General features: G+C 62.1%; 17 protein-coding genes and 1 pseudogene. 2 read left to right on the forward strand and 16 right to left on the reverse strand.

All coding sequences use genetic code 11. The features are described from left to right. Window positions 1-268 (forward strand): annotated as a pseudogene (locus ACZYOF_RS15825) (IS5/IS1182 family transposase); the annotation flags it as partial. A 468-nt stretch (window positions 269-736) separates the two neighbouring features. On the opposite strand, the gene ACZYOF_RS15830 reads toward ACZYOF_RS15825, so the two are convergent. The 8 genes from ACZYOF_RS15830 to ACZYOF_RS15865 form a co-directional block, all read right to left on the reverse strand. Beyond that, entirely contained in the window at window positions 737-3841 is a 3105-nt protein-coding gene (locus tag ACZYOF_RS15830) for a DEAD/DEAH box helicase (protein ID WP_463716333.1), read from the reverse strand. Window positions 3842-3947: 106 nt separating this feature from the next. Beyond that, a complete protein-coding gene (locus ACZYOF_RS15835) occupies window positions 3948-4454 on the reverse strand; it encodes a hypothetical protein (protein WP_463716334.1) in 507 nt (168 codons plus the stop codon). 125 nt (window positions 4455-4579) lie between these two features. Beyond that, window positions 4580-4711 (reverse strand): hypothetical protein, encoded by a 132-nt coding sequence (locus ACZYOF_RS15840; protein ID WP_282528264.1) that lies wholly within the window; start codon window positions 4709-4711, stop codon window positions 4580-4582. Between the two features lie 416 nt (window positions 4712-5127). After that, complete coding sequence (locus tag ACZYOF_RS15845; RefSeq protein ID WP_463716335.1) at window positions 5128-6681, reverse strand: tripartite tricarboxylate transporter permease; 1554 nt, start codon at window positions 6679-6681, stop codon at window positions 5128-5130. A gap of 12 nt (window positions 6682-6693) precedes the next feature. After that, window positions 6694-7176 carry a tripartite tricarboxylate transporter TctB family protein gene (locus ACZYOF_RS15850; protein WP_463716336.1) on the reverse strand — a complete coding sequence of 161 codons (483 nt, stop codon included), beginning with the start codon at window positions 7174-7176 and terminating at the stop codon, window positions 6694-6696. Between the two features lie 58 nt (window positions 7177-7234). Next, window positions 7235-8227: a Bug family tripartite tricarboxylate transporter substrate binding protein gene (locus tag ACZYOF_RS15855; RefSeq protein ID WP_130580660.1), complete on the reverse strand. Its 993-nt coding sequence runs from the start codon at window positions 8225-8227 to the stop codon at window positions 7235-7237. A 72-nt stretch (window positions 8228-8299) separates the two neighbouring features. Next, the gene (locus tag ACZYOF_RS15860; protein ID WP_282528260.1) at window positions 8300-9544 is read right to left on the reverse strand and encodes a CaiB/BaiF CoA transferase family protein; all 1245 of its coding nucleotides are present in this window, start codon (window positions 9542-9544) and stop codon (window positions 8300-8302) included. Between the two features lie 10 nt (window positions 9545-9554). Beyond that, window positions 9555-10346 (reverse strand): enoyl-CoA hydratase/isomerase family protein, encoded by a 792-nt coding sequence (locus ACZYOF_RS15865; protein WP_463716337.1) that lies wholly within the window; start codon window positions 10344-10346, stop codon window positions 9555-9557. A gap of 118 nt (window positions 10347-10464) precedes the next feature. Here ACZYOF_RS15865 and ACZYOF_RS15870 point away from each other — a divergent pair, with 118 nt between their 5' ends. Further along, window positions 10465-11139: a GntR family transcriptional regulator gene (locus ACZYOF_RS15870; protein WP_463716338.1), complete on the forward strand. Its 675-nt coding sequence runs from the start codon at window positions 10465-10467 to the stop codon at window positions 11137-11139. Window positions 11140-11175: 36 nt separating this feature from the next. Here the strand turns inward: ACZYOF_RS15870 and ACZYOF_RS15875 are convergent, their stop codons facing one another. From ACZYOF_RS15875 to ACZYOF_RS15910, 8 genes are all read right to left on the reverse strand, one after another. Next, a complete protein-coding gene (locus tag ACZYOF_RS15875) occupies window positions 11176-11835 on the reverse strand; it encodes a GntR family transcriptional regulator (protein WP_130580668.1) in 660 nt (219 codons plus the stop codon). Window positions 11836-12043: 208 nt separating this feature from the next. Beyond that, entirely contained in the window at window positions 12044-13564 is a 1521-nt protein-coding gene (locus ACZYOF_RS15880; RefSeq protein WP_463716339.1) for an aldehyde dehydrogenase family protein, read from the reverse strand. 69 nt (window positions 13565-13633) lie between these two features. Further along, a complete protein-coding gene (locus ACZYOF_RS15885; RefSeq protein WP_463716340.1) occupies window positions 13634-14707 on the reverse strand; it encodes a branched-chain amino acid ABC transporter permease in 1074 nt (357 codons plus the stop codon). Beyond that, on the reverse strand, window positions 14704-15585 hold the full coding sequence (locus ACZYOF_RS15890; RefSeq protein ID WP_130580654.1) for a branched-chain amino acid ABC transporter permease: 882 nt from the start codon (window positions 15583-15585) through the stop codon (window positions 14704-14706). Before ACZYOF_RS15890 ends, ACZYOF_RS15885 begins: the two co-directional genes overlap by 4 nt. Before the next feature lie 61 nt (window positions 15586-15646). Then, entirely contained in the window at window positions 15647-16357 is a 711-nt protein-coding gene (locus ACZYOF_RS15895) for an ABC transporter ATP-binding protein (protein ID WP_463716341.1), read from the reverse strand. After that, entirely contained in the window at window positions 16329-17171 is an 843-nt protein-coding gene (locus tag ACZYOF_RS15900) for an ABC transporter ATP-binding protein (RefSeq protein WP_463716342.1), read from the reverse strand. The genes ACZYOF_RS15895 and ACZYOF_RS15900 overlap by 29 nt, the downstream gene beginning before the upstream one ends. Before the next feature lie 56 nt (window positions 17172-17227). Then, window positions 17228-18157, reverse strand: coding sequence for an NAD(P)-dependent oxidoreductase (locus tag ACZYOF_RS15905; protein WP_463716343.1), 930 nt, complete (start codon window positions 18155-18157; stop codon window positions 17228-17230). Next, a complete protein-coding gene (locus ACZYOF_RS15910; protein WP_463716344.1) occupies window positions 18154-19395 on the reverse strand; it encodes an ABC transporter substrate-binding protein in 1242 nt (413 codons plus the stop codon). Before ACZYOF_RS15910 ends, ACZYOF_RS15905 begins: the two co-directional genes overlap by 4 nt. Between the last annotated feature and the right edge of the window lie 286 nt (window positions 19396-19681).

Raw genomic sequence — 19681 nt, forward strand, 5'->3', positions numbered from 1 at the left:
GCGCCGCATCTCACGCTGGGAGCACGAGGCCGTTCTGGAGAAAGTTCAGGCGAGGCTCGACCACAACCCCAATGCAATGGCTGTCCGCCGCCAGACAGCGGAGCATCCGTTCGGCACGATGAAGTGTTGGATGGGAGCAACGCACTTTCTTACAAAAAAGCTGCCGAAGGTGGCCACCGAGATGGCGCTCAACGTGCTCGCCTACAACCTGAAGCGCGTGATGATGATCGTGGGCGTGGGCGGATTGCTGGAAGCCATGCGGGCCTGAGGCCGGCCATTGCGCGACCAAATCAGCGCCTACCTGAAGCTCCAGGCTGCCACTGAGATGACAGGAGGTCGATTCCACCGAATTAGAAGCTCGGCGGCCACGAAATGCGCCAGTGCGCTCCAAGTTGCACCATTTTCACACGGCCTGGGCCCTTTGGCGACTTGTGCGTCCGATCGAAAGTCCGTTTCGCGCCAAGAGCGGTCGGTCCTGTAGCCGGACGGCTCCGGCGGCGGCCCACAGCAACGTATCTCAGACAAGTCGCGCCAACGGTCTCAATCATCGTTTGGAGTTGAGCAAAGGCCCGAGCGAGGAGTGCGACACTTTCAAGACCGAAGTCGCTCGTCAGCGCCCCCAATCCCTCCCCTTAGAGCTCTGATCGTCGCTCACGGCTGCTTCCGAGCGGTTGGGTAACTATGTCGTTGCGTTGCTCGCGCTCATCGCCCGCCGCACTCTGCGGCTTTTCAGGCTTCACTCGTCCAGAAGGTCCAGGAACTCTTCCGCCTTGCCAAGCGGCCCGACGCAGCGCTCGCTGGTGTGGACGACCCTATCGCCGTCGCGTTGGAACGATCGCGCTCTCGACTTTCGTAGCCGTCCCGGCAGGAATGTCGCGGCGACTGCCTCCTGACCGACATCCAATCTTACGATGCCGCGTCGCCTGCAGTCGATCCTGAGCCTTGCGGCAGCAAAGAAATCGCGGACTGCCGGCGGCAATTTGCCGAACCGTCGCTGCGTCTCCTCCTCCAAGTCATCCAGTTCGTCCTCACTTCGACACCTGGCCGCACGAGCGTAGATTTCCAGCCTGACCGGCTCCGATTGCACGAAGCTTGGGGGCAACATATCCGCGATCGGAAGATTGAGGTCGGGCACCCACAGGTCGGCGGCACTGTCGTGGGCTTTCTCCGAGGCCAGTTTCAGAAGGTGGCTGTAGAGCACGGGACCGAAGACCTGCACATGGCCCGACTGCCGCTCGGAAAGCAGATCCCCTGCCCCTCTGAGGTCTAGATCTCGAGCACTGATCGCAAAGCCCGCACCTGGCCTATTGAACTCCTCCAGAACAGCCAACCGTTTCTCGGATCGCTCCGAGTTTGAATCCGTCAACAGATACGCAAACGCGCGAATGCCACCGCGTCCCACCCTACCCCTGAGTTGATGGAGTTGCGCGAGACCGAACCGCTCGGGCCAGCAGACCACGATCGTGTTCGCACGTGGGATATCGAGACCGCTTTCCACGATATTGGTCGCCAGCAGAACGTCCGCGCGGCCTTCGACGAAACTCATCATCCGGTCGTCAATTTCGTCGGCAGACAATCTGCCATGGAGACAAACGATGCGAAGATCCGGGGCCATCGCTTGCACGCGCGCCAGCATCGGATCGAGATCCTGGATACGTGGACAAATCAAGAAGCTCTGCCCGTGACGTCTTTGTTCACGCGACAAGGCCGCGACGATGGCAGCGTCCGAAAGCGGAGCGATCTTTGTCAGGACGGGAAGGCGATGAGCGGGCGGAGACGCAATGACACTGAGATCCCTGAAGCCCGCGAGACCCGCCGCGAGCGTCCTCGGTATCGGCGTGGCGCTCATCCAAAGCGTATGGATACCCTTGGCCAGCTCTGAAAGCCTTGCCTTCTCTGCTGCGCCAAAATGCTGCTCCTCGTCGATGACAATCAGACCAAGGTCGGCAAACTTCACGTCCTTCGAGGCGAGAGCCTGCGTTCCGACCACAACCTTCAGCCTTCCGCTCTTTAGCCCTTCCCTCGTCCGCCGTGTCTCCGGCGCTGATGTGGCCCGCGACAGGCTTCCCACCTCAATACCGAACGGAGCAAACCGTTTGCGAAACGTCGCGGCATGCTGTCTTGCCAAAACAGTTGTCGGCACCGCGATTGCCACCTGTCTCCCCGACAGTACGACTGCGGCCGCCGCTCGCAAGGCAACCTCGGTCTTACCAAATCCGACGTCGCCGCAGATGACCCGATCCATAGGGTGCCCCGATGCGAGATCATCGAGGACGTCCCGAATGGCTTTCGCCTGGTCGACCGTCGTGAAATAGGGAAAACGAGCGACGAACCTCTCGTAAGCCGGGCCTGGTGGTACGAGTTTGGCTGCCCTCCGCCGGCGACGCTGACCGATATGTCTGGCGAGTTGCTTTCCGGCGATTTGAATTTCCTGCTCCGCCTCGGTGCGCCGAGCCCACCATGTACTCCCGTCGGCTTTGTCCAGCGTCAGCTCGCCGGGCTCCGATGCGTAGGGCCAAATCAGGGTCAGGTCGGCGGGCGGAACGAGAACGGCATCATCTCCTGCAAATACGAGCCGGATCGTTTCGTGCGACGATACGCCCCCCATCGCCACCGTCTGCAATCCATCGAGCAACGCCAGTCCTCGCTGCAGATGAACGACCACGGTGCCCGGCTCCGGCACATCTGCCCGGTCGAAGGCGGCATTCCAGGCCCTGGCCATGGGCTGCGGATGATGGGCCCTGCTCCCGAGCACATCGGAAGCCGTCACAACGACCAAGGGCTTCCGGCCAGCCTCGACAAATCCCGCATCGAAGTCGGCCAGAATCGCCGCTTCGCGATTGCGTCCGGCCGTCGCCTCGTTCCAGTTCGAAAAGCGCTCAGCCTTGACACCACTCATCCGCTCCATGGCGCGCAGATCTTCCTCCTGCGCCGCTACGAAGATGAGGCGCGAACCGGCGCGTCGTGTCTCGTCGACGAACGCTCGCAGAGCCTTTCTGGGTGAAGCGACCTTCGAAAAGTCCGGTGTGGGGATGAAAGCTGCCTTGCGGGACAGCACCTTCATGCGTTTGGTGGCCTGCTTCCATTCGCGCCTGCCAAGGTATTCGCGCTCCCTGTCCGTGCGACTGGCCGCCTCCTCGATCGTGCTCAACCAACTCTCGGCGTGCGCCGGAACCGTCGCATCGGCGATCCACTTGGCCCGGCCACAATAGTCAATCAGTGTCGCGCGCTTTCCGCGTTTGCTTCCGAACGCTAGGCGCTCCGACATCGGATCAATGACGAGCTCCTTCGCTTCGAAAACAACCTCGTGCTCTGTCGGGTTGAAGGACGAAATCCGCCGTATCACCTGGCCCGCATGTTCCACGCGGAATGGACCGAGTGCGCCGGCGGGAAATATCTCGAAAGTCTTCCCGTGGAACAGCGCGCTGCCAGGATACTCCGCCTCATCATCGAGGTCGTATCCGAGAACCTCCAGCCGCGACCGGAGGTCCTGCTCGGAGAATGTAGCGCCCACCTTCAGATGGAGACTTGAACGAGACCAAGCCGCCGGCGGCGGCAGGCGCTCCATCACCGCCTCCGCCGTGGACACCAGCAGGATTGGCTCCTCGGGCCTGGCGAGGCGCCGCAAGACCGAGCTCCGTCTGCCGGCGATTTCGTGTGACGGCTCCAACTGATCGAACGGCAGGGTGTTCAGCCGCGGAAAAACCAGCACCTCGCACGAGCGGTCGAGATCATGAATGACGCCGCCTAGCCGCTCGGCTCTGTTCTCGTTCTCGGCAAGAAAGACAATGCCATGGCTGCCAGACTTTCTCCATTGCGCGAGCAGATGGAGAGCCATCATGCCGAGCGGGGACGCAGAAGAGATCGCAGTCCGCGTAGGGGTCTTTCGTTTCTTTGCGCGACTCTCCGCAGGCGCCTTGCGGAGTTTCCCTCCAATCGATTCGCCCCTACGAACTAAAACCGGCATGACGATTCTTTGAGGGTTCGTTCAGGAGGCCAGCAAGCCTGAGACCTTCGAGAATGCCTTCGAGCCGCTGTTCCCGAATCATCGCGGCAAGCATTGAAACGGCGTCCGTTTGATGAACGGTGAAGTCAATGTCAGGCGATCTCTGAGACAAGATATCGATGAGCGTCGGCACATCAGCCTCATGATGGCGCAAAACCGAGACTGCTTCCTCCGCGAGATAGCCAGCGATATCTCCGTTGGGTGGCGGATCAAACTCGAACTCGGCCTCCGCGCGCTCCTTGATCGATCGTCGTATCCGCTCACTTTGCTGCTTTGTCGCCATCGAGAGCAGGAACACCGCATCCGCGAGCTTTTCCCGCGGCATGCTTCTCAACTCGGCAATCCGGGCCTGGATGTCCCCGCCGGAACTCTTGTTGCGCTCGTACCCTTGCTGTACCTGCCGTGCATCACGTGCGCGATATCTGCTCTTCTGCCTTCGAAACATCATCATGCTCTCCGACAGGCGATATATCGCGGCGAACTGGTTAGATGAAAGCGCAAAATTGCGAACTGCTGGGCGACAAGCCACGCCACTTTCTCGGGTCAGCGGTTCACTCCGCGCTAATGTAGATGTCAAAACACGTCTATTTCGCGATCCGCCTTGGTTTGCGCATCGTAGACCTTGACTTGCAGCATCGGAAAGCGCCGCTTCAAATCCTTAGCCCCGCCCTCAACGCCGTCCCTCGTTGCGAATTCAGTCTTCACACGACCATCCACGAGGATGGCATAACCGGTTGTAGGGAGATTTCGGGTTGATTTCCGCATATTCGACCCACGCCATGAAAATGGAGCTTCGCCTGCCTTAGGCTCTTAGCGCATAGGATGAGTCTCGCGGGCTAGACAAGACCAAACAACTGTGACTTCTGTTGGCAGCCATTCTGAGACATATGCGGGCGATGTCCGCTTTGCCCCAAGAGCTGCATTTCCCTGGCGCATTTTGTCCCGAGGCCGAACTGCCCCGTTGATGCGAACAGTCGGCTCCGCGGGCCGTCGAAGACGGTCGCCGATCACGACGAGCCGGGCGAACTGTCGAATCTCCTCCCGTCGCGACAAGCTTCGCCGTCAGCTCAGGGCCGATGCCGGCGGGATCTACCACGCAAGTGCGATGAGCGGCTTTGTGGTCATGTGATCCTCAACTTCTGCTGGCTCCTGTCTTCAGGACCTGGCGCGAGGGCCTTCTCGCGCGGTTTGCGCAGGACGTGCGCGATCTGCAGCGCGAGCGGAAGCAGCAACAGCGTCAGCCCGGCCAAGACAAGGCTCGTCACGAGAGGATTGGCAAAGAACACCCCGAGCGATCCCTTGGACATCAGCATCGACTGCCGGAAGGCATCCTCGGCCTTGTCGCCGATAACGATCGCGAGCACGAGCGGGGCCAGCGGATAGAACATCTTCTTGAAGAGATAGCCGATGACGCCGAAGCCGAGCATCATGACGACATCGAGATAGGAGTTCGACACCGAATAGGCGCCAACGACACAGATGATCACGATCAGGGGCGCAATGATGACGAACGGAATCCGCATCAAGGCCGCAAAGATCGGAACGGTGAGCAGCACGAGCGCGACGGCGACAATGTTGCCCACATACATGGAGGCGATCAGGCCCCAGACAAAATCCTTCTGGTCGACGAACAGCATAGGCCCGGGATTGAGGCCCCAGATCATCAAGCCGCCCATCATCACCGCGGCGGTCGCCGAGCCGGGAATGCCGAGCGACAGCATCGGCAAAAGCGCGCTGGTGCCGGCCGCGTGATCGGCGGTCTCCGGGGAGATGATCCCCTCGACTTCGCCCGTGCCGAAATGGCGACCACGCCGTGAGAAGCGTCGGGCGATCCCGTAGCTCATGAAAGACGCCGCGGTCGGGCCGCCCGGCGTGATCCCCATCCAGCATCCGATGGCCGCGCTGCGCAGCAGAGCGATGCCATGCCGCGGCAGGCGGACGACCGCGCGGAAGACTTCTTTCCAGTCAATCCTTGAGGAGACCCCGCGTGCGTGAAACTCCTCTTCGACGGCAACCAGCAGCTCGCCGATGCCGAATAATCCCATAACCGCCACGACGAAGCTCACGCCTTTCACCAGCTCATCGATACCCATTGTCAGGCGTACGCTGCCGGAGACGGTATCGATGCCGATCGCAGCAATCGCAAAGCCGATTGCCAGAGCGACCACCGTCTTGATCGGCGCCGCGCCGCCCATGCCAACGAAACTGGCGAAGGCGAGGAAATAGACGGCGAAGTACTCCGGCGGCCCGAAGGCGAGCGCGGCCTGCGCCACCCACGATGCGAGGAAGGTGATCAGAATGACCCCGACCAGGGCGCCGAACGCGGCCGAACCGAAGGCGGTGGCAAGCGCTGTCGTCGGCCTGCCGTCGCGCGCCATCGGATAGCCGTCGAAAGTGGTGGCGACCGACGACGGCTCTCCGGGAATGTTGAACAGGATCGAGGTGACGGAGCCGCCGAAGAGCGCGCCCCAATACATGCTCGAAAGCAGGATGATGGCCGAGACCGGCTGCATCCCGAAGGTCAGCGGCAACAGCAGCGACACGCCGTTCGGCGCGCCCAGGCCCGGCAGCACGCCGACGAGAATGCCGAGCAGGACGCCGATCACCATCAGCACCAGATGCGGCACGGTGACCGCGATCGTGAAGCCGTGCAGGAGCTCCTGGAGATTTTCCATTCGCTCTCCCCCTTAGAGCCCGAATGCGGCGGCGAGCGCGCCGTGCGGCAGCGTCACCTGGAACATGCGCTCGAACACCACATACAGCGCGAGCGGCGTGGCCGATGCCATCGCCAGCGAGCGAAGCAGCGATTGATGCCTCGGCAGCGCCAGCACAGCGAAGACGTAGCCGGCTGAGGCCACATACATCCCGACGATCGGGATCAGCGCCACGAAGAGAGCGGCAGGCACGAACAGCCCTGCGAGGCGGCGCAGCTCGGTTCCTGTGATGGCCACGGGAACGCTTGCCAGCGTGCCGCCCGGCAGGACACCGCGGGCGAGATTGTAGAGGCTGCCAGCAACGATGATCACACCGGTCAGGAACGGAAAGGTGCCGGCATCGACTCCGGCGGCCGCCCAGCCGATGCCGTTGTCGAAGCTGGACACCACCACGGCGACACCGAAGCCGCCGGTGAGAATGGCGGTTGCAATTTCGAGAGCACGGCGTGAGACCATCGATCTGCTCCAGCCCGGCGCTAAGCCCTGATAGCTTCGCTCGACGTGGCCGACCGGCTCACTTGACGAGCCACCCCTGCTCGGCCGCGACCTGCTTGATGTGCTCGAGGTCCTGCTTGATGTAGCTGTCGAACTCGGCCCCCGTCAGGAAGGTGTCGACCTGCGAGGTTTTCTCGATGTAGTCCTTCCATTCCGGTGTCGCTCGCACCTTCTTCATGAGTTCGACATAGAAGGTAGTCTGCTCCGGCGTGACCTTGCCGGGCAGCCAGACGGTGCGGGGCTGCTCATACTGCGAGATGTCGAGTCCCTGTTCGACACAGGTCGGCACGTCGCTCCAGCCTTCGGTCGCGGTGACCTTAGGCCCCTGCGACAGTCGCTTAGGACTGAAGACACAGAGCGGGCGCTGCGTTCCGCCGCGCCATTGCCCCAGGCTTTCAGAGGGGTTGTTGACGTGAGAGTCGATATGACCGCCCGCGAGCTGCACGGCGGCCTCGGCGCCGCTCTTGAACGGAATGTAGGTCAACTTGATGTGCCCGACTTTTTCCATCATACGGGTCAGCACCTCGTCGGTATCCTTCGACTGCGCTCCGCCCATCTTGAATTCATTCGCGGCCGCCGCCTTCAGATAGTCGCTGACCGTCTTGTACGGCGCGTCCTGCTTGACCCAGAGCAGGAACTCATCCTGCGCCATCGCGGCGATCGGAGTGAGATCGGTGTAGTTGAAGGCGACCTTGGACACGAGCGGCTGCTGCCATGCGTTCGACGTGCCGAAGATCACCTTGTGGGGATCGGCGGCCGAAGCCTTGCCGTACACATAACCTTCCGCACCGCTGCCGCCGCCCTTATTGACGACCACGATCGGCTGGTCGGTCAGCTTGTACTTGGTGATGATGTTCTGGACCGCACGCGCCAGATTGTCGGTGCCGCCGCCCGGCCCTGCGGTCGCGACGAACTCGATCGGCTTCTGCGGCTGCCAGGCCGCGCCCGCCGGAATCGTGCCGGCGAGCAGGATTGCGGCGGCAGGCAGCAGGAATCTCGACGTGACGTCCATGGTTTCCTCCGGCTGATTTTTTGCCTGTTTTGTTTGTCGTATCGGCCTATCGCGACGTTACACGAGCTGCTTTTATCGACCGATGGCTGCCGAGACGATTGCGCCTTCTTTCTCGAGCGCTTCGATCTGACTGTCATCGAACCCATACTCGGACAGCACCTCGCGCGTATGCTCGCCATAGACCGGCGCGCCAGAACGCACTTTCCCGGGCGTCACCGAGAACTTGACCGGGAGCCCAATCGTCTTCACCGGTCCGAGCGTCGAATGCTCGACCTCCACGACCATCTCGCGCGCAAGCGTCTGCGGATCGTTCAGCGCTTCCAGCATGTCGTGGACAGGACCGCATGGCACGCCCTTCCCTCCCAAGACCGTGAGCCAGTGCGCCCGTGTCCCCGCGCGGAAGCGCTCGCTCAAGACCGCTTCGAGCTCCTTCAGATGCGCCATGCGATCAGCGCCGGTCACGAAGCGCGGATCGGATGCAAGCTCGGTTGCGCCCAGCGCCTCCAGCATCAACAGCCAATTCTTGTTATTGGCGCCCCCGACAACGAGCCAGCCGTCCGAAGCCTCGAATGCCTGGTATGGCGCGTTGAGCGGATGCGCCGAGCCCATCGCGCGCGGCGCCGTGTTGGTGGCGAGCGCGATGGTCGATTGCCAGTAGGTCTGCACCAGCGCCGCCTCATACAGCGAGGTCTCGACCCACTGCCCTTCACCGGTCCTCAGTCGATGCGTGTACGCAGCCAGGATTCCCATGCAGGCCAAGAGGCCCGCGGTAATATCCGATAGGGGTGGACCACACTTCACAGGCGGGCCGTCTGGCCGCTCGCCAGTGAAGCTCATGATCCCGCTCATGGCCTGGGCGACCAGATCGAAGCCGCGGCGATGCTTGTAGGGTCCGGTGCGGCCGAACCCCGAGAGCGAGCAATAGATCAGCGCCGGGAACTCATCGTGCAACGCCTCATAGCCGAAGCCCAGCCGCTCCATCGCACCCGGCGCGAAATTCTCGACCAGCACATCGGCACGTGCGATCAGCCGCCGCAGCACCTCTTTGCCGCCGGCGGTTTTCAGGTCCAGCACCACGCCACGCTTGTTGCGGTTCATCATCAGGAACGAGGCCGCCTCGTCGCCAATCTTCGGCGGCACCGAATGGCGCGTGTCATCGCCGTTCGGCCACTTCTCGATCTTGATGACATCGGCGCCCATGTCGGCGAGCATCAGCGTGCAGGTCGGTCCCGCCATGACATGGGTGAGGTCGACGACCTTGAGGCCGGCGAGCGGTCCTTGCGGGCGAGCAGCGGACTGCGATTGGTTGCCTTGCATCGTCATATCCCTATCGCCCGCGCCATTGCGGTGCGCGCTTGTTGAGAAACGCATCCAGCCCCTCGCGAAAATCCTCGCTCATGTAACACATGACGATGAGGTCCTCGCCCTCATCGCGCGTCAGCCGCTTCTGCAAGCGTGCGACCGCCTGCTTTGTCGCGCTGAGCGTCAGCGGTGCGTGGCCGGCAAGGAGCCGAGCGACCTCATCGGCACGCCCGTCGAGCGCCGCGAGATCGTCGACCACCTCCGTGAGCAGGCCGATCGCCGCGGCCTCGGCGGCTTCGACCAGCCGCGCCGTGAAGATCAAATCCTTGACGCGCGCCGGTCCAACAAGGGCGGTGAGCCGGCTGACATTCGACATCGACAGGCAATTGCCGAGCGTGCGGGCAATGGGAAAGCCGATCCGCGCGCTTCTGGTGCCGATGCGCAGATCGCAGGCCGCGGCGATGCCGGCACCGCCGCCGGTGCAGAAGCCGTTGATCGCGGCGATCGTCGGCACCCTGCACTGCTCGAGCGTGGTGAGCACGCGGTCGATACGGTTCTCGTAATCGAGTGCGTCCTGCGGCGTCGTGAAGGCGCGGAACTGGTTGATGTCCGTTCCCGAGGCGAAGGCCTTGTCGCCAGCGCCGCGAAGCACCAGCACCTTGATTGCCTGATCGCTGTTCGCCTGCTCGCAGATTTCGGCGAGCCGCTCGTACATTTCGAAAGTGAAGGCGTTTCTGGCCTGAGGACGATTGAACGTGACCCGTCCAATGCCGCTCGCGACCTCGAAAACGAGATCTTCCGCCACGTCCTGATCCATTTCCTCGATCCAATCGTTTTCACAATTTTGAATGCAAAATTTGGGTTTATCAAGCTGGAACTGCCGCCATCCTGTAGGTATTCTTCCATTTTGAATTCAAAATTGGAGGCTCGACGAAATGCTGCATGAGGAGGTCGTCAGCCGCATTCGCGCGATCCTGCTCGACGGCGAAATACCGCCTGGCGCTCGGATTCCCGAGCGCGATCTATGCGAAAGGCTGCAGATCTCGCGCACGCCGCTGCGCGAAGCCCTCAAAGTGCTGGCGGCCGAAGGCCTTGTGCAGTTGCTGCCAAACCGCGGCTCCCGCGCAGCCAGGCTTACCGACAAGGACATGCGTGACCTGTTCGAGGTCTGCCAAGGGCTCGAAGCCCTGGCCGGCGAGCTTGCGTGTGAGCGCATCACTGAGGAAGAAATAGGTGAGATTGCCGCTGCGCATGCCGCGATGGCACATCATTATCGTAACAGCGATCTGATTCAGTACTACCGCTGCAACCGGGCCATTCACGAGGCGATCGTTGCGGCGGCCGGCAATCCCGTGCTCATCGGTCTGTACAATTCGGTCACGGCGCGTATTCGGCGCGCGCGCTATGTCACGCCGATGACATCCGACCGCTGGGCGTTAGCGCTTCATGAGCACGAAGCGATCCTCAACGCGCTGCAGCGTCGCGACGGCGTCGGCCTCTCCCATATCTTGCGCACCCATCTCCGTCACAAGCGCGAGGAGGTTCTGCAGGCGGGGTTCGCCGAGGCGGAAAGCGGCGATCCCACCATGCCGGATCGAGTCCGGGTCTGAAATCGGCTAGCCTGTTCTCAGCAGGCGGCCAGTGGCTCATCCTAGCAGAGCCTTCGGAAGCTTATGCATGATTTCCATCACGCCAGGCGCTCCCTCGCCGGGCGTCAGGTGCGCCGTAGCCGCCTTAGCGGCGGCGGATGGATCCTGTTCGAGAATGGCCTGGAGGATCAGGCCATGATATTGATAAGCTTTACTGATGTAGCCCATCGCATCGAACGAATGATTGCGATAGGCGCTGGTTCGCGTGCGCATCCGCAGGATCTCCTGACGGAGATACGGATTGCGGGATCCCGCGTACAGCACCTCATGAAACGCCATGTTGGCCTGCTGCCAGCCGAGCGCGTCGTTACGTTCGACAACGCTGCGGGACGCCTTATGGGCGTCAGCCAAGGCCTCGCGCTCCTTGCTAGTCATGCGTTCGCAGGCGTAGCGGGCCGATAGGCCTTCGAGCTCCGCCAGCAACTCCCACACCGACAGGAGCTGCGCGAAGTCCATCTTCGAGACGATGGCGCCGCCGCGGGAGATACTGGACACCAGCCCCTCGGCCTTGAGGCGCAGAATGGCCTCGCGCACCGGCGTACGCGACACGCCGAACTGGCTCATCAGGTTTTCTTCGTCGACCGGATCCCCAGGCAGCAACTCGCGCTGGCTGATCTGCCTTTCGACAACACTGTAAATGCGGTCGCTCACCTTCATTTCGGTCACTACATGGGTCCTGGGCAACTTCGGAAGGCGATCGTCCGGGCCATGGTCGACACGTTTCGGTCCCCGACGTAAAAGGAAATAGCTTCAGTTCGAATAGCGATCGCGCTTCAGTCTGCCTCCATGCATGATCTCCACGCAAAGCGCGTTCCATCATCGACGGGAAACCGGTACCCGGTTTCCCCCAATCCAGGCAAGCCGATCAGAGCGTCAAGTTGACAGTTACGGTCTTCAGCCGCGAAAAGCCCTCGAGCATCGAACCCAGCGACATTTCCTTGCCGAGCCCGCTCTGCTTGAACCCGCCATAGGGCTGGCCCATGATCTGGCCCTTGCCCTGGTTGACCTGGACCCAGCCGGAATCGATCTCATGGGCCATGCGGATGGCGCGCGACGTGTTGCGTGAGAACACATAGCCGGCCAAGCCGTAGTGGCTGTCATTGGCCATCTTCAGCACCTCGACCTCGTCGCTCCATGGGATCGCCACCAGCACCGGGCCGAAGATTTCCTCCTGCGCGAGACGCCAGTTGTTCGACGTGCTGGCGAACAGCGTCGGTATGGTGAAATAGCCGGCGCTCAACGGGCCCTCCTTCGGTGGCAGGCCGCCGGCGATCAGCTTGACGTCCTTGTTCTTGATGCCGTCTTCAATGTAACCGCAGACCCGACCATATTGCTTATTGTTGATCAGACTCCCCATGTCGGTGGCTTCGTCGAGCGGATTACCGATCTTGTAGCTGTTCGTCAGCGCGACCAGCTTGTCGAGAAACTTGTCGTAGATCGACCGGTGCAAGAACAGGCGCGATCCGGCGGTGCATGACTGGCTTTGCCGCGTGAAGCGCATCGCGGATGCAACGCCCTGGACGACCCAATCCTCGTCGGCATCTTCGCAAACGATAGCTGGACTTTTGCCGCCAAGCTCGAGCGATACCGGCACGATGCGGTCCGCCGCGCCAGCCAGGATGCTGCGGCCGACCGCGGTCGAGCCGGTGAACGACACCTTGCTGATGCGCGGATGGGTGGCGAGCGCTGCGCCGCATTCTGGACCAAGGCCGGTCACGATATTCAACACGCCTGGCGGCAGATGCCGATTGCAGATTTCGGCAATGAACAAGGCGGCGAACGGCGCGTCTTCGGCCAGCTTGAGCACCAGCGTGTTGCCGGCGCACACGGCCGGCGCGATCTTGATCGACGACAATGTCGCCGGCGCGTTCCAGGGCACGATCGCGCCAACAACGCCGAGCGGCTCACGCCTCGTGTAGCTCAATATGTCATCGCCCAGCGGCAGCGTATCGCCCTTCAGTTCGCTTGCCAGACCGCCAAAGTAGCGGAAGACCTCCACGCAGGTCAGCGCCTCCGGACGCGCCTGGGTACGCAGCGCATTGCCGGTTTCGTGGGCGATGATGCGGGCCAACTCTTCAACGCGGACTTCAAGCTCGTCGGCGATCTTGAGCAGCGCCCTGCCGCGCAGAGACGGCGTCACCTTCTTCCAGCTCACGAAGGCCTTTTCCGCAGCGATCACCGCGCGTTCGACATCCTGCCCGGACGCGCGCGGGGTGTGGGCAATCGTCTTCTTGGTGGCGGGGCATTCGACCGCCAGCGTGCGACCATCGACGCTGCCGACCCATTCGCCATTCAACAGTTGAAGCGTCGGTCCAAGGCGCACGGAGCTGTCCGCCTCGCTCACGGATGCCTTCAGCCTTCCATTGATTTGCACTTGTACAGTCATGGTCTTTCCTTCCATCGTTATAGCGACCACCGGCCGAGCCGCATCCTTCATGAGCAGCCGGCGGAGCGATCAGGTGGCACGTACGCCCCTGTCGGCAGCGGCTTTCACGGCCGTTCTCTCGGCGCTTTTCGGAGCAGTTCTATCGGCAGCTTTCCTGGCCTCGCGCCGATTGCCGATGATCTTCATTAGTGAGCCGACGATCCCATTCGGCATCAAGGTCATGCATGCAATCAGGATACCACCATAGACCGCACCGGAGAACGCCTGACCGAGATCCGAGGCATAGGACGGCACGAACTGCAGGAACAGGCCGGCGACCAAAGCTCCCCAGATCGTTCCGAGCCCGCCCACGACGATCGCCGCCAGGAAGCTGATCGACAGCATCAGCGTGAACGAGTCCGGGCCAATGAAACCGATCGTAAAAGTCGCAAGTGCGCCACCAACGCCCGCCAGCATCGAACCGGCCCCGAACACGATCACCTTGAGTCTGTTGACATCTACGCCCATCGACGACGCGGCGAGTTCGCCTTCGCGGATGCCGGCCAGCGCCCGGCCATTACTGCCGCCGACGAAGTTCCTGACCAGCCAGAAGACAACGACGGTGAACGCCAGCACCATGTAATAGATCCATGCGTCCTGGCCCAGCGTGAACCATGCCGGCGGCACCGGCTTGTCGACCATCAGGCCGGCCGCGCCGCCGGTATAGGCCTTGAACTGCTTGACCAGCGGGACGACGGATACGGCGAGGATCAGCGTGATCAAGGCCAGATACAGTCCCCGCAGCCGTTTGGCCGGATAACCCGCCAGCACGCCGGCGATGAATGTGACAACTGCCGCAATCAGGACCGCCAGGACATCGTTGACGCCCAGATACGCGACGCTAAGCACGGCGGCATACGACCCCAAAGCAAAGAAGGCATTGTGGCCGAGCGAGACCTGACCGACATAGCCGGTGATCAGGTTGAGGCCCAGCGCCGCCACGGCATAGGTCATCACGCCGGTCAGTTGGAATGTCTGATACTCGGGGATCACGAGCGGCATGCCGAGCAGGATCACTGCCAAAACGAAGCCGACGCCGATCTTTGTGACGACCACCTCGCCATGCCGGACCGATTGCGTGGCGGGAATTCCGATGCTGCTCATACGCGTACCACCACGGTGCTGCCGAACAGACCTTCAGGCTTGATGATCAGCACAGCTACGATCAGCATCAGCGGCAGCAGGATCTGCAGATCGGAACCGAGCCAGGGAAGATAAGCCATCGATAGTGCCTGCGAGATGCCGACGATGGCGCCGCCAACAACCGCGCCGCGATAGCTCGTCAATCCGCCGACCACGGCCGCCGCGAAGGCGTAGATGATGATGGCGCCCATCATGTTGGGATCGAGCGTCAGCTTCGGTCCGACCAAGAGGCCCGAGACCGCCCCGAGCCCGGCTGCCAGTCCCCATCCGATCGCCATCATTGCCGTGAACGGGACGCCCACCAGCATCGCGGAGGTGGCGTTGGAGGCCGAGGCGCGGAGCGCGGTGCCGAGCCGCGTATGCTGCAACAGCAGGAACATGCAGGTCGAGATCGCAATCAGAAGCGCGATCGTGCCCAGCAGTTCGGCATTGAACCGAAACGCGCCAATGGCGAAGCTCTTCTCGGGGAACGGGCTCGGCAATGAGAGCTGCAGAAATCCCCAGATCGCGCCGTCGAAGCTGTTGAAAGCCAGGAACAGGCCGAGCGTCACGATCACGATCGTCAATTCATCCCGGTGCTGAACCCACCGGACCAGCAGCAAGTAGGCCAGCACGCCGACCACCATCGACAGGATGATTGCGATGAGAAACGACCACCACAGCGGCACGCCCCAATCGACCATCTGCCAGGCGAGATAGGCGGAGAATGTCGCCATCTCGCCTTGGGCGAAATTGGCGATGTTCGTCGTTCGGTAGATCAACACCAGGGCAAGGCCCAGCGACGCGTAGATCGCGCCATCCCCGATGCCGTTGACGATCTGCTGAAAGAAGTACTGCATCGTCAGCTTCTCTATTCAGTTATTGGAGTAGCCTGCATGCGCCAAGACCGGTCGCGGATAATCAGTTACCAAGATAGGCAGCGCGGACGCCGTCGTTCTTGGACACGTCTCGGGCCGTGCCCGACAGCACCATCGAGCCGGTCTCAAGCACGTAGGCGTCATTGGCAATCTCCAAAGCCAGATTGGCGTTCTGCTCGACGATCAGCATCGCGATGCCTTGCAATCGGTTGACGCGTTGCAACGCCTCGTAGAGGTCATCGATGATGACCGGCGCGAGCCCGAGCGACGGCTCGTCGAGCAGCATTGCCCGCGGCTTGAGCATCAGCGCCCGGCCGACGGCCAGCATCTGCTGCTCGCCGCCGCTGAGGCTGCCAGCCTTCTGCTTGCGGCGCTCGCGCAAGCGAGGAAACAGGGTGTACATCTGGTCGATGTCGGCTGCGATCTCAGCCTTGTCGCGGCGACGGAAGGCGCCGACCGCCAGATTGTCCTCGACGGTCAGGTCGCTGAAGGTGCCGCGTCCCTGCACGCCGTGGGCGATGCCCAGGCGCGCGATCCGGTCGGGGCCTAGCCCCTTCAGGTCCTTGCCATCCAGCAAGATCTGCCCGGTATATTTGACCATACCGCTGACGGCGCGCAGCGTCGTCGTTTTGCCTGCACCGTTGGCGCCGAGCAGCACGGCGATACTCCTTTCGCCGACCGCGAGCGAAACGTCGTGCAGCACCGGAATGCGCCCGTAGCCGGCGCTAATGCCCTTGATCTCGAGAACGCTCACGCTGTTTCCCCAAATAGGCCTGGATGACGCGGGGGTCCGCCTTGACGTCGGCCGGCTTGCCTTCGGCGATCTTGTTGCCGAAGTCCAACACGATGATGTCGTCCGAGACGCTCATCACCATGCCCATGTGATGCTCGACCAGCAGCAAGGTCAGGCTGAATTCGTCGCGCACCCGGACCAGCGTGTGGGCGAGTTCATCGACCTCCGAGTGCGACAGCCCGCCGGCCGGCTCGTCGAGCATCAAGAGCGAGGGACGAGACGCCAGCGCGCGGGCAAGCTCGACCCGCTTGAGCGTCGGATAAGGCAAGCTGTCGATGCGTTCATTGTGCAGGTGATCAAGCTGCAGGCGCGCCAGCAACTCCATCGCCGCGCGGCGCTGGGCGGCTTCTTCGGACCGAAGCGACACCGGCACGAACGGCGCGCGCAAGAGCGAGGTGCGACCGTGGTGATAGCCTCCGAGCATCACATTCTGCAGAACCGTTAGCGATTTCATCAGCGCCAGATTCTGGAAGGTGCGAGCGATGCCGAGTTTCGCGATGTCCTTGGACCGATAGCGTGTGATGTCAGTCCCGTCGAAGGTGATCCTGCCGTCCGTCGGATCGTAGAGCCGGCTGACGCAGTTGAACAAACTGGTCTTGCCGGCGCCATTGGGGCCGATCAGGCCGCAGATGACGTCCCGCCCGACCTGGAACGATAGCGCATTGATCGCAACGAGGCCGCCGAACCTGAGCGACAGATTGTCCACCGCCAGCTTCGGCGGCGCCGTCGCAGCCGGCGCCTTCCGCGGGGACAGATGAGCCGTTGAGCCGTTCATGTGATCTTCGTCCCCACGGTGAGGGCTAAAGAGAGTTGCCTCGACAATCCCGGGCGTTACAGGCCGAGTGCAGCTTCAGCCTGTTTGGCGACGACTGTCATGTCCGAGCCGGGCGCCGCGCTCGCCAGCGCCTTGGTCCAGATCGCGGCCACCGTGCGCGAGAGCTGGGCATCGGATCCCATCGCGTCGAACAGCGACATTGCCACACGGACATCCTTCTCCATCAAAGCGAGTGCGAAGCCGAACTGGAAGGTGCGGTCGATGACCGCCTTCTGCCAGACATGGGTGGTCTGAAAGCTCTGGCCGGACGACGCATCGATCGCTTTGAGCATCGTCGTCGGATCAAGGCCGAACTTGGCGCCGACCGCGAAGACTTCGCTGGTGGCGGCGAAGGCCGTGGCGGCGAGCAAGTTGTTCAGCGCTTTGACCGCATGGCCCGACCCGACCTTGCCGACCAGGAAGACCTTGGCGCCCATCTTCTGCAGCACCGGAAGCGCCCGATCGAAATCAGCCTGCGCACCTCCGACCATGATCGCCAGGCTTGCGGCCTCCGCCCCTTTGACGCCGCCGGAGACCGGCGCGTCAATGAAGCGGATTCCCTTCTTGGCGGCGATCTCCGCGTTCGCGACCGAATTGGTCGGCGCGGACGAGCTCATGTCGATCACCATGGAGCCGGCGGGCAGATAATCGAGCAGGCCCTTGCCGCCATCGGCGCCGTGCAGCACCTGGTCGACGATCGCGCTTGTCGGCAGCATGAGGATCACTGCATCAGCCGAGCTCATGCCGCTCACACCGTCGACGATCCGGCCGCCGCTTGCCTTTGCGGCCTCGGCCGCACGGGCCGCATCGGTATCGTAGACGAGAATGTCCGCAATCCCCTTCAGATGCTTCACCATCTGGCTGCCCATGGCGCCCAGCCCGATGAATCCGATGGTCTTGAATGTGTTGTTGGTCATGGACGTTGTCTCCTCGTTACGACGTGTCATTGCGACTTGGCTGGTGGCTCGTAGAGCGGCGTCTTACCCTCGTAATTGAGGACAGGACCGACCGGCACGAACTTCACGCCGTCGAACTGGGATATCTGCACGGACTCGATCGGGTAGCCGTCTTCGGCACCATTGGTGTTCAGCGTGATGCCGTCGAGCATCAGCGGCTCCTTCTGGTTCTTCATGCTGCGGGCTGCCTTCATGAAGGCCTCGCGGGTCGGCTGCTCCATCCGCTCGAACAGCCCCTTGGTCGCGTGGCAGGCGTACCAGCCGGCCGCCGCGTTTTGGTCGGCGGGATTGAGCGAGCCGCCATATTGCTTGAGCTTGGCGATGTAGAGCTTCATGTCTTCGTCGTTGGCATAGGCCGGGTTGGTCTGGTCCTTCATCCACTGGCCGCTGTAGACGCCCTTGGCGGTCTCGACGCCGGCCGGCTCGAACACGCCACCGATGCTCGATCCGACACCCCAGATGATGTGCACCGGCCTCCAGTTGATCGCCGCCATCTGCTTGAGAGCCTGCACGACGAATTTTGGCGTGGTGGCGTCGACGAACAGATCGGCGCCCGAAGCGGCAAGTCGGCTGATCTTCGCGTTGATCGTCGGTTCGCTATAGGTGTGTTCTTCGCGAGCGACGATGTTGAGGCCAAGCTCCTTGGCCGACTTCAGGAACGCATCGGCAAAGAACGGACCGCCGCTGTCATCGTTGAGCAGCGCGATCTTGGCGTCCGGGAATTTCTGCTTGATGAACGCCGCGTAGATGGCGGCTTCGGTGTTATAGGCGAGCCACGCGGCCATGGTCCAAGGGTTCTTTTCGACCTCGGACTTTGCGCCGAACATCGGGCCGCCCGTTGCGATGAACATCTGCGGCACATGCTCGGCATTATAGTACGGCCGCGATCCAAGATTGGCGCCGGTGCCGACATTGCCGACGACCGCGAACACCTTGGACTGGCTCACCAGCCGACGCGCGTTCTGCACCGCACGCGCGGGCTCCATCGCATCATCCAAGATCTCAAGCCGAATCTTGCGCGTCTTGCCGTCGCCGAACTTGACGCCGCCTTGCTCAGCATTGAGGTAATTGAAGCACGCTTCCGTGCCGCGGGCGATCGCGCCGTAACCCGCATTCGGGCCGGACAATGCGGCCGAGATGCCGATCACAATTTCAGTGTCAGTAATGCCATTCTCTGCGTGCGCCGGTGCGACGATGGTGGCTGCACCCACCCCCAACGCTAACGACAACAGACAACCCCACGCATCGCGTGGCCGCGCGTGCGACATCGTCTTCCTCCCTGATATTTTTTGGATGCTGCGCACCCTTAGCGCGAATTAAGACACGAAGTATTTTTTGGATCAAGATATATATATTTATAAAGCGCCTAAGGATATTGCGCTGCGACGTGATCCGGACGCGCCGATCCGACGAAGGTCATTTGTTCGGGCTTCAGCATCTTCTTCAGTCGCGACTGAGGAACGTCAGCGATGACACTCCTATCGTGCGGCGGGACCGCAGTCGTCGTAATCAGAG

Source organism: Bradyrhizobium sp. LeoA1Lang (assembly GCF_055413685.1).

What these genes read in the sequence shown, in the direction of transcription:
- ACZYOF_RS15830 (WP_463716333.1), bottom strand. Translation starts at nt 3,841, where the DNA reads ATGATGGCTCTCCATCTGCTCGCGCAATGGAGAAAGTCTGGCAGCCAT.
- ACZYOF_RS15835 (WP_463716334.1), bottom strand. Translation starts at nt 4,454, where the DNA reads ATGATGTTTCGAAGGCAGAAGAGCAGATATCGCGCACGTGATGCACGG.
- ACZYOF_RS15845 (WP_463716335.1), bottom strand. Translation starts at nt 6,681, where the DNA reads ATGGAAAATCTCCAGGAGCTCCTGCACGGCTTCACGATCGCGGTCACC.
- ACZYOF_RS15850 (WP_463716336.1), bottom strand. Translation starts at nt 7,176, where the DNA reads ATGGTCTCACGCCGTGCTCTCGAAATTGCAACCGCCATTCTCACCGGC.
- ACZYOF_RS15855 (WP_130580660.1), bottom strand. Translation starts at nt 8,227, where the DNA reads ATGGACGTCACGTCGAGATTCCTGCTGCCTGCCGCCGCAATCCTGCTC.
- ACZYOF_RS15860 (WP_282528260.1), bottom strand. Translation starts at nt 9,544, where the DNA reads ATGCAAGGCAACCAATCGCAGTCCGCTGCTCGCCCGCAAGGACCGCTC.
- ACZYOF_RS15865 (WP_463716337.1), bottom strand. Translation starts at nt 10,346, where the DNA reads ATGGATCAGGACGTGGCGGAAGATCTCGTTTTCGAGGTCGCGAGCGGC.
- ACZYOF_RS15870 (WP_463716338.1), top strand. Translation starts at nt 10,465, where the DNA reads ATGCTGCATGAGGAGGTCGTCAGCCGCATTCGCGCGATCCTGCTCGAC.
- ACZYOF_RS15875 (WP_130580668.1), bottom strand. Translation starts at nt 11,835, where the DNA reads ATGAAGGTGAGCGACCGCATTTACAGTGTTGTCGAAAGGCAGATCAGC.
- ACZYOF_RS15880 (WP_463716339.1), bottom strand. Translation starts at nt 13,564, where the DNA reads ATGACTGTACAAGTGCAAATCAATGGAAGGCTGAAGGCATCCGTGAGC.
- ACZYOF_RS15885 (WP_463716340.1), bottom strand. Translation starts at nt 14,707, where the DNA reads ATGAGCAGCATCGGAATTCCCGCCACGCAATCGGTCCGGCATGGCGAG.
- ACZYOF_RS15890 (WP_130580654.1), bottom strand. Translation starts at nt 15,585, where the DNA reads ATGCAGTACTTCTTTCAGCAGATCGTCAACGGCATCGGGGATGGCGCG.
- ACZYOF_RS15900 (WP_463716342.1), bottom strand. Translation starts at nt 17,171, where the DNA reads ATGAACGGCTCAACGGCTCATCTGTCCCCGCGGAAGGCGCCGGCTGCG.
- ACZYOF_RS15905 (WP_463716343.1), bottom strand. Translation starts at nt 18,157, where the DNA reads ATGACACGTCGTAACGAGGAGACAACGTCCATGACCAACAACACATTC.